This window comes from Streptomyces sp. NPDC002130 (assembly GCF_040296465.1).
Taxonomy (GTDB): domain Bacteria; phylum Actinomycetota; class Actinomycetes; order Streptomycetales; family Streptomycetaceae; genus Streptomyces.
Map to the genome: position 1 here is coordinate 1 of NZ_JBEOXI010000299.1, position 8,734 is coordinate 8,734.

Annotated in this window: 7 protein-coding genes and 1 pseudogene; 1 reads left to right on the forward strand and 7 read right to left on the reverse strand. The window is 63.7% G+C overall.

Going from position 1 to position 8,734, the window contains the following annotated elements:
* The 6 genes and pseudogenes from ABT116_RS35855 to ABT116_RS35880 form a co-directional block, all read right to left on the reverse strand.
* Nucleotides 1–182: pseudogene (locus ABT116_RS35855) on the reverse strand (hypothetical protein); the annotation flags it as partial.
* Between the two features lie 139 nt (nucleotides 183–321).
* A complete protein-coding gene (locus ABT116_RS35860) occupies nucleotides 322–1,605 on the reverse strand; it encodes an IS256 family transposase (RefSeq protein WP_003945410.1) in 1,284 nt (427 codons plus the stop codon).
* A 132-nt stretch (nucleotides 1,606–1,737) separates the two neighbouring features.
* A complete protein-coding gene (locus ABT116_RS35865; RefSeq protein WP_211919425.1) occupies nucleotides 1,738–2,505 on the reverse strand; it encodes an 8-oxoguanine DNA glycosylase OGG fold protein in 768 nt (255 codons plus the stop codon).
* A gap of 106 nt (nucleotides 2,506–2,611) precedes the next feature.
* A complete protein-coding gene (locus ABT116_RS35870) occupies nucleotides 2,612–3,028 on the reverse strand; it encodes a hypothetical protein (RefSeq protein WP_350834936.1) in 417 nt (138 codons plus the stop codon).
* A 94-nt stretch (nucleotides 3,029–3,122) separates the two neighbouring features.
* On the reverse strand, nucleotides 3,123–3,455 hold the full coding sequence (locus ABT116_RS35875; RefSeq protein ID WP_350834938.1) for an NYN domain-containing protein: 333 nt from the start codon (nucleotides 3,453–3,455) through the stop codon (nucleotides 3,123–3,125).
* A 621-nt stretch (nucleotides 3,456–4,076) separates the two neighbouring features.
* A complete protein-coding gene (locus tag ABT116_RS35880) occupies nucleotides 4,077–4,448 on the reverse strand; it encodes a hypothetical protein (protein ID WP_351642795.1) in 372 nt (123 codons plus the stop codon).
* A 222-nt stretch (nucleotides 4,449–4,670) separates the two neighbouring features.
* Here ABT116_RS35880 and ABT116_RS35885 point away from each other — a divergent pair, with 222 nt between their 5' ends.
* Complete coding sequence (locus tag ABT116_RS35885) at nucleotides 4,671–7,700, forward strand: Tn3 family transposase (protein ID WP_050655204.1); 3,030 nt, start codon at nucleotides 4,671–4,673, stop codon at nucleotides 7,698–7,700.
* Between the two features lie 73 nt (nucleotides 7,701–7,773).
* On the opposite strand, the gene merB is transcribed toward ABT116_RS35885, so the two are convergent.
* Complete coding sequence (gene merB / locus ABT116_RS35890) at nucleotides 7,774–8,415, reverse strand: organomercurial lyase MerB (RefSeq protein WP_050655203.1); 642 nt, start codon at nucleotides 8,413–8,415, stop codon at nucleotides 7,774–7,776.
* Nucleotides 8,416–8,734 lie beyond the last annotated feature (319 nt).

An 8,734-nucleotide genomic window follows, 5' to 3' on the forward strand; every position in this document is an offset into this window, starting at 1 on the left:
GCCGTCCACCGGTACTGCCACTGGTCGTACAGCCGGGCGAGCGGGAAGAAGTGCAGGCCCACGACGAGGGCGATGCCGGCGGGGACGGCCTCGGGGGCACGCCGGGCACGCCGTGTCCGAACGGTTCCACCATGCGGGCACAGAATGCGAATTTCCCTCGACTTATCGCTGCGGTTGCGCACAATGCCCTGAACAGCCGACTCTCCCCTTCCCCATACCGACGGGCCGTCGGCCGATGCCGGCTCCCCAGCCGCTGAACCTTGGGACTGTATCGGATGAGATGGGTCTGTCCAGAAAACGGTGTAATTGATTGATTTCTAACTACTTTCGTCCGGCAGACAGCCGTCCGTCGAACGTTATCTCGAAGGCATTCAGTGCTGCCTTCCATCGGTTGGACCAGCGTTGGCGGGCGGTGCCTTTCGGGTCGAGGCTCATGATGGCCAGATACACGCATTTCAAGGCCGCGGCCTCGGTCGGAAAGTGTCCACGGGCCTTGATAGCCCTGCGGATTCGGGCGTTGACACTTTCGATGGCGTTGGTCGTGTAGATGACCTGCCGGATGGCGTTGTCGAATTGTAGGAACGGCACGAACTCAGCCCAGGCATTGGTCCAGAGCCTGATGATCGCGGGATAGCGTTTCTCCCATTTGTCACTGAACTCTGCGAATCGGTCGAGCGCGGCCTGCTCCGACGGCGCCGTGTAGACGGGTTTGAGGTCCTTGGCGATCTCGGACCAGTCCTTGCGGGAGGCATAGGCGTAGGTGTTACGGAGAAGATGGACCACACAAGTCTGCACGATGGTCTGTGGCCACACTTGCTCGATCGAGTCGGGTAGATGCTTGAGACCGTCGCACACGACGATCAGAACATCCTGCACACCACGGTTTTTCAGCTCGGACAACACCCGAAGCCAGTACTTCGCCCCTTCCCCGTCGCCGTGCTCACCGGCCCACAATCCGAGGATGTCGCGGGTGCCGTCGACAGTCACCCCCATCGCGACGTAGATCGGCCGGTTGGCGACGTTGCCCTCGCGAATCTTGACGTGGATGCAGTCGATGAACAGCACCGGGTACACAGGGTCCAACGGCCGGTTCTGCCACTCGGCCATGCCTTCCATCACCCGCTCGGTGATCGTCGAGATCGTCTGCTTGGACACATCGGCTCCGTACACCTCGGCCAGGTGTGCAGCGATCTCACCGGTCGTCAAACCCTTGGATGACAACGAGATCACCATGTCCTCCACGCCTGAGAGCCGACGCTGCCGCTTGGCCACGATCTTCGGTTCGAAGGAGGAATCCCGGTCACGGGGCACCTCGAGTTCGACCGGGCCGGCCTCGGTCAACACGTTCTTGGTGCGTCTACCGTTGCGGGAGTTGCCGCTGCCCCTGCCTGCCGGGTCGCTCTTGCCGTATCCGAGGTGGTCGTCCATCTCGCCTTCGAGCGCGGACTCCACGACTAGCTTGGTCAGCTTCGACAGCAATCCACCATCTCCGGTCAACTGCAGCCCTTCGGCTCGCGCCTGCTCGACCAGCTCTTTGAGCCGCGCATCGCTGATACCCGGCTGAGCCGAGTTCGTCTCTGTCTCACGATCAATCACATCAGTCATAGTGGCGTATCTCCTTTCAGAGTTACACCGTTGTTCTTACAGTCCCGATGAGATCGCGCCGCCCCCCGTTCGCCGGCTGAGACTGTTCGGGGAGGTGGGCCCGTCTTTTCCGGTGCCTCGACGGGTGTGGGTTCAGGTGTTGTTGCGGTGAGCGCGGCGCACCCGGTCGGCGTCGGTGATCTGTGTGCGCCAGTGGTGGGTGAGCCACATTTCGACGAGTTCGGCGGTGGTGTCGGCTTGTCGGGCCCAGTGGTGGAGCAGGTCGGTGTAGCGGGTGTAGCGGGCGACGGTGAACTGGGGGACCGAGGGGTTTTCCAGCCAGCCGTGCTGGAGCAGGGTCGACACGGATTGTTGATCGAGAAGTTGCGGTCGCCAGATGCTGTCGGGGTGGGTGGCCCAGCAGTACAACGAGAACAGTGACGGCCCGACGCCGGGGGTTTTCGGCCATCCGGACCATTGCCGGAACGGGCCGGCGTCGGTCAGCGCCGGGGATCGCTCGCACGCGGCGAACGCTTCGGTGATGACCCGGAACGGTTGATCCGGGGTGCTCGGGGTGCGGACGTCGACGAAGCGCCGTGCCCGGCCCCGGTGCGGGTGCGCGTAGAGCCACGCCGCGCACAGGTAGAGGGCGCTCAGATCCCGCCAACCGTCGACTTCGAGGGTGCCGCTCTCGCACTGAAGATCACTGCGGCTCAGATACGCTGTCCCGGTGTCTATCTGGTGTCCGTCGCGGTCGTGGCCGGCGATCCGCACCGGGATCCGGTGGCGATCGAGGCGGGTGTTCCACCAGTCGAGGTCGACGAGGGCCATGTCGTCGAGCACCGCAAGACCTTGATCGCGGGCGCTGCACCACCGAACGCAGTCGTCGGGAACGGTCAACGGTTCATCACGGGGGTCCATGGGAACATCGTGACAGTACCCACCGACAGTCCAGTGTGTTCGGAATCTGTTGCAGCACTGCATTTTTTCGCGCCGGTGCTCTGGTGTTCGTCGGGGTCGGTGTGTGTCAGCTTCGCGGCGTGGCGCAGGAGTGGTCGTACTTCGTCCAGAACCGTGCCCGCAACCGGTATCGGATCTTCTCGTCCAGGTCGTACTTCTGGGTGACGTCGCAGGCGTCCCGCAGAAGTGCGCGGTCGATGTCCGGTGGAATCGAGGGCCGCGCCGCCTGAAGTTCGAGTTGGTCCTCACCGGTCGCGCTTTCCTGAAACGCTGTGAGAACGCGGGAGACGACGTCGTCGATCAGTGGGCCGTGCTCGTCGTTGTCGTCACCGTACCCGTGCGGGTTGTGGGCGGGCGATCCCGTTGAAACACTGTACGCCAGAACCGATGTCGGTCGCGGCGTTGTCGGGGTGTGCTGAGGCCTCGCGAGGTCGAGGGGAGTGCGAGTGGGCGGGTGCGCCGCCGCTGCGGTCGTCGTCGACATCGACGGCCGGTGCGGGGGTCTCGGCGCCGGCCCGGGGTGGCGATCGACTTTGACCACTGCGGCATCGAGCGCCGCGCCGTCGATGTTGTCGAGGTCATCGGCCGCGGACCAGATGCCGGCTCACGCCGTGCGCTTTACCGTCGGCGGTCGGTACCGCGAGCAGCAGGACCTGCACTCCGTGCACCTGGGCCTCTTCGACTGCTTCGGCGAGGTCGTCGTCGCCGGAGACGAGGAAGAACACATCGGATGCCCTGTTGCGGGCATGGGCCACCAGGTCGAGGCCGATCCGAAGATCGACGCCCTTCTGCTCGCCGTTGACGCCGAACCGTCCGAGTCGGAGCTTCACTTTCGGGAGTTCGCCGATGCGTTCCTGCTGCGCGTCCGGGATCCCGTTGCGGGCAGAGTCGTACCAATACACCCGCAACATCGGCAGTTCGAGTAGAGCGCCGGCGAGCCTTTTCGATGTCCTTCTGGGATTCCTGGCCGAATATTGTTCTGAAATACCAAGGCACGTCGTTGTTTTCGCGCTGATTCCAGATTATGAGCTGGTTGTGGCAGGCGTTGCGTAGCGCGACTTCGAGGTAACCGAGGTCTTCGAACACTGCAGCGCTGATGCGACTGTTCCATTCGTAGAGATCCAGTGCACCTTCGATGTCGTCTCCGGCCGCGGCCTTGTACGGTGCGAGGCGTTCGGGAGTGAGCAGTGTATTCAGGCTCTGGATCAGGGCTGTGGAACGGTTGGGCATCTCACTCCGGCGGTTCTGTAGAGCTTTGATGTGGAAGTGCTGTAGGATTATTATCGAAGACCCCGGATCGGCCTCTGCACTATGTGCATGTCACCGGGGTTTTGATCATTTCCTGGGTAGCAGTGCTGTGTCGCCGCACTTCTTATGTGGGAGTGGAGAACGCAACCGAACTTCGCGGCCGGACCCGATGTCCGCAGCTCTGTGGGTATTTCGAAGCATGAAATCCGTCCTCCGGTTCGATAGCGGAAGTCCCCATCCGGCGGCAAGGAACTGTCGCGATCACGGCGCCTAAGCTCTTTTATCTAACCGTCGATGAGTGTGCGGATCTGATCGAGGATCTCAGCAGCCTTCGCGTCGTCTGCATCGGCAACTTCGAGAAGGAAAGTATCGTTCGATGCTCCCGGTTCGAGAACTGCGTCGATCACCTTCCCTACAGCCGAACTCTTTGCGTATATGCGCACTTCTTCCCATTGTCGCGGCTGCGGGTTGCTGTCGATGGTCTGCTTGGGGTAGTACCCGAGACCAACTCCCGCCAAAGTTGTACCTACTTCAGTTAGGACGCGCGGTCCAAGCTTCCGGTAGTCGAGCATTTCCCTCAAGTCTTGTAGTGAGGCCACTACGAGCCCAAGTTGGTCTACTTCTGACTTGAGATCATCGATATTTGAATATTCCATTTTATCCTCTTCCTTAAATGTTTCTTTAGCGGGTTTATCATATCACAAGATAAATAATATGATGAAACTGATTGGTTTGTTAATGCGGTACGGGTTCCGAACCGTGTCTCGCGGACCTGTCGGGTTTCGGCTAAATCGGGGGTCGGGGAGCAGATCCGCCCAATCCGGCGCTAAGCACGGAAACATCGAGCGGTGCTGGGCTGTAGGTGATTTCATGTCGGCGTGACCGATGAGGGCGGCTACGGCCGGTTCGGGGCGTTGTCCCGTGTTGAGCTGGAACGGTTCTTCTACCTCGATGACGAAGACCGGAAGCTGGTCGCGGGTCGGCGGCGGGACTACAACCGGTTAGGGTTCGCGCTTCAGGTCGTGACGGTCCGGCAGCTCGGGATGTTCCTGGCCGATCCGCTCGACGTGCCCCCGGAGCTGGTCGAATATCTCGCCGAGCAGTTGGGTATCGAGGATTCCTCGTGTGTGAAGCAGTACACCGAGCGGGACAAGACCAAACTCGAACATGCCTGGGAGATCCAGCGCGAGTACGGGTTGACCTCGTACAGCGAGGTCGAGTCGGAGTTGGCGGCGTGGGTCTCCGACCAGGCGTGGGTGACCGGCGACGGACCGAAAGCGATGTTCGCCGGCGCGGTCGACTGGCTACGTAAACGCCAGGCGTTGCTGCCGGGTCTGCGCACGTTGGAACGTTTGGTCACCGAGGGTCGCCAGGCCGCTGATCAGCGGTTGTGGGGTCAGCTGACCGATCAACTGACCGCCGGTTCGGCTTCAGCGCTGCTGGCGTTGCTGACCGCGCCCGAGGGCAAGCGCCGTGTCAGCGAGCTGGAACGGCTTCGCCGGGGCGTGTTCCGGACCAGTTCCAAAGGGATGCTGGCGGCATTGGACCGCCTCGCCGAGCTTATCGCGGTGGGAGGGCAGTCCCTGGATGTGTCGATGGTTCCGCAGCGCCGGGTGATTGGTCTGGCCACCTATGGATTGTCGAGCAAGGCTCCTGCGTTGCGGCGCCTCGAGCCCCGCCAGCATCGGGTGGCGGTGATGGTGGCCACGGTGAAAGTGCTGTCGGGCCGAGCGACCGATGACGTGCTGGAGTTGTTCGACCTGTTGATGGTCACGGATCTGATGTCGAAGGCCGAGCGGGAATCGCGTGAGGAGAAGTTGCGCCGGTATCCGCGGGTGTCGCGTCATGCGGGCAAGCTCGCCGCGGCGGTGAAGGTGCTGTTGGAGATGACCGAGGTCGAACCGGACCTGAGCTTGGAGATGATGTGGGATCTGATCGAGAACACCGCGACCAAGAGCGAGCTCCGTGCCGCTGTCGCGGTGATCGACGAGCTGGTTCCGGTGGATGACGTCGAGTTGAACGAGCAGCGCCTGGAAGAGTTGGCGGGGCGCCTGGCCACGGTCCGGGTGTTCCTGCCACCGATGATGCGCACCGTGGTGTTCGGGGCCACCGCGGACGGTGCGGCGGTGCTGGCGGCGATGAAGACCCTCGCCGAGTTGATGTCGGCGAAGTCGAAACTGTCCGCGAGCTGGCTCGATGCTCGTCAGGTCGACCACGATCTCATCGGTGGCGGGTGGAAGCGGCTGGTCTATCGCGAGGGCCGCCCACCGGAAACTGTCGACCGGGCCGCCTACACGCTGTGCCTGCTCGAGCAGTTCCATCGACATCTCAAGCACCGCAACATCTTTGCCCCGCACTCGACGCGATGGCGTGACCCGCGAGCCCAGTTGCTGGCCGGGCCCGCGTGGGAACGTTCCCGTGAGGCCGGGATGAACGCGTTGAACCTGCCCGATGATCCGGGTTCGTTGCTCGGCGAGCATGCTGCCGCGGTGGACACCGCCTACCGTGAGGTCGTCGCGCGGCTCGATAGCGACGGTCCGGCGACGGTCGATGAGGATGGCCGTCTGCATGTCGCCTCGTTGAAGGCGGAGCCGGATCCGCCGTCGCTGGTGGATCTGCGCCGGCGGGTCCAGGCCATGGTGCCCGAGGTCGACCTGCCCGAGCTGGTCCTGGAAGTCATGTCGTGGGTGCCCGGGTTCGCCGAGTCGTTCACCCACGCCTCGGGAAATGGTGCCCGCGTCGCCGATCTGGGGTTGTCGGTCGCCGCGGTGCTGTGCGCGCATGCGATGAATGTGGGTTTCAAGCCGGTGACCAGCCCCGGTGTGGACGCGCTGACTCGTGACCGCCTGCACCACGTCGATCAGAATTATGTTCGTTTGGAGACGTTGACCGCGGCCAACGTGGAGTTGGTCAAGGCCCAAGCCGAGATCGAGTTGGCGCAGCTGTGGGGTGGTGGGCTGCTCGCCTCGGTCGATGGCATGCGGTTCGTGGTTCCGGTCCGCACGATCCATGCGAGACCGAACCCGAAGTACTTCGGCCGTAAACGGGGTATTACCTGGTTGAACATGCTCAACGACCAGTCCGCCGGGCTGGCGGCCAAGGTGGTGTCCGGCACGCCACGCGACTCGTTGAACTTCATCGATGTCGTGCAGCTTCAGCAGGGTGGCCGCCGGCCCGAGGCCATCATTACCGATACCGGTTCCTATTCCGACATCGTGTTCGGTTTGGTGCATTTGATCGGCAAGCGGTATCGGCCGCAGTTGGCGAACCTGCCCGATCAGCGGTTGTGGCGGTTCGACCAGGGCGCCGACTACGGCCCGCTCAACCAGGCCGCACGGGGGCGAATCGACACAGGAAAAATCGCCGCGCACTGGGAGGATATGTGCCGGGTCGCGGTGTCGATCCATGAGTGTGAGGTCTCCGCTCACGACGTCACCCGCATGATCTCCCGTGACGGGAACCCCACCCCGTTGGGCCAAGGGATCGCGCACTACGGGCGGATCTTCAAAACCCTGCACATCCTGCGCCTGGCCGACGACGAACCGTATCGGCGCGAAGGCAAGGCCCAGGCCAACCTGACCGAGGGCCGCCACGACCTGGGGCGTCGCATCTACCACGGGAAGAAAGGGGAGATGACCCGCACCTATTACGAGGGCATGGAAGATCAGCTCTCCGCGCTCGGGCTGGTGCTCAACTGCACGGTTCTGTGGAATACGTTCTACACCAACCGCGCTCTGGAACAGCTACGCGCCCAAGGCTATCCGGTGCTCGACACCGACGCGCAGCGGCTGTCGGCGTTCATCCGCGCCCACATCGGCATCGACGGCCACTATGCCTTCCACCTGCCCGACTTCGGCGACCGCCACCGGCCCCTGCGCGATCCCGATGCCCCCGACAAGGACGACTGAGCACGTTCGGAACTCACTGGACAGACCGACCCGTTCTGTCATGTCCAGGCTTTCGGGTGGCCGGCGGGTCGGGTCAGCAGCTGCAGCTGGGCGGGGTGTCGCCTGTCAACAGTTGCTGGGTCAGTGGGCGGCCCAGGGCGTAGGCGTCGACGACCGGCAGGACGGTGGCGCCCGGGTGCGTGTCGAGCCACCCTCGGGCGGCGTCGGCGCTGGCGAAGAAGTGGACCTGGTTGCAGAACGCGGTGCGGATGGAGTCCGGGGCGTCGGGGGTGACGACCGAGACGACGGCGGTGGCCGGGTCGAGGTGGGCGACCCGGTCGGGTTCGACGGTGAGCCGTACCGGGGTGCCGGAGGTGTGGCAGGGGGAGGTTACCTGGGCGGTGCGGCCGAGGACGGCGGGGAAGATCAGGGTGTCCAGGGCACACCAGGTGTACAGCGTCGCGCCGCCGGTCTCGAAGCGGTGCGGGGTGGGCTTCAGGGTGATGCCGCTGCCGATGATCCGGCCGTGCTCGTCGTATTCGGTGTCGGGCATGGCTTGTAGGGCGTGGCGGATCTCCTCGGCGCTGCGGCCGGTGGCGGTGGCGAGCTGGTCGAGGGTTACGGGTTCGCCGTGGGCGAGCAGCCGCAGCAGCGACGGCCACAGCCAGGGCTGGGTATGAGCGGTGCCGAGAGTGTCGTTGAGACGGTCGGCGAGTTGCTGGATCGGGCTGTTCATGAGTGTGGGCTCCTTGTCTGGTTCGGACCCGGGGCAGGCCGGTATCTGGGGGAAACGTCCAGGGCCACAGCGTTTTCGGTGGTGTGCGCCGGGTGACTTGGCGGGGTGGCTTCGACGGTAGGGTCTGTCCCCGGGGTGAGGGTCAAGCCCGCAGGTCGCATCCGCAGAGATCGCCCACTGAACACAGGTCGTCGGCGGTCACATGCGCGCTGTGTGTTGTTTCGAATTCGTCGATGCGGTCGAGGATCTGCTGGGCGTGGCCGATCCGCTCGTGGAGTCGTTGCCGGGAACGGTGCAGCAGCTCGGCCAGGTGCGTGCC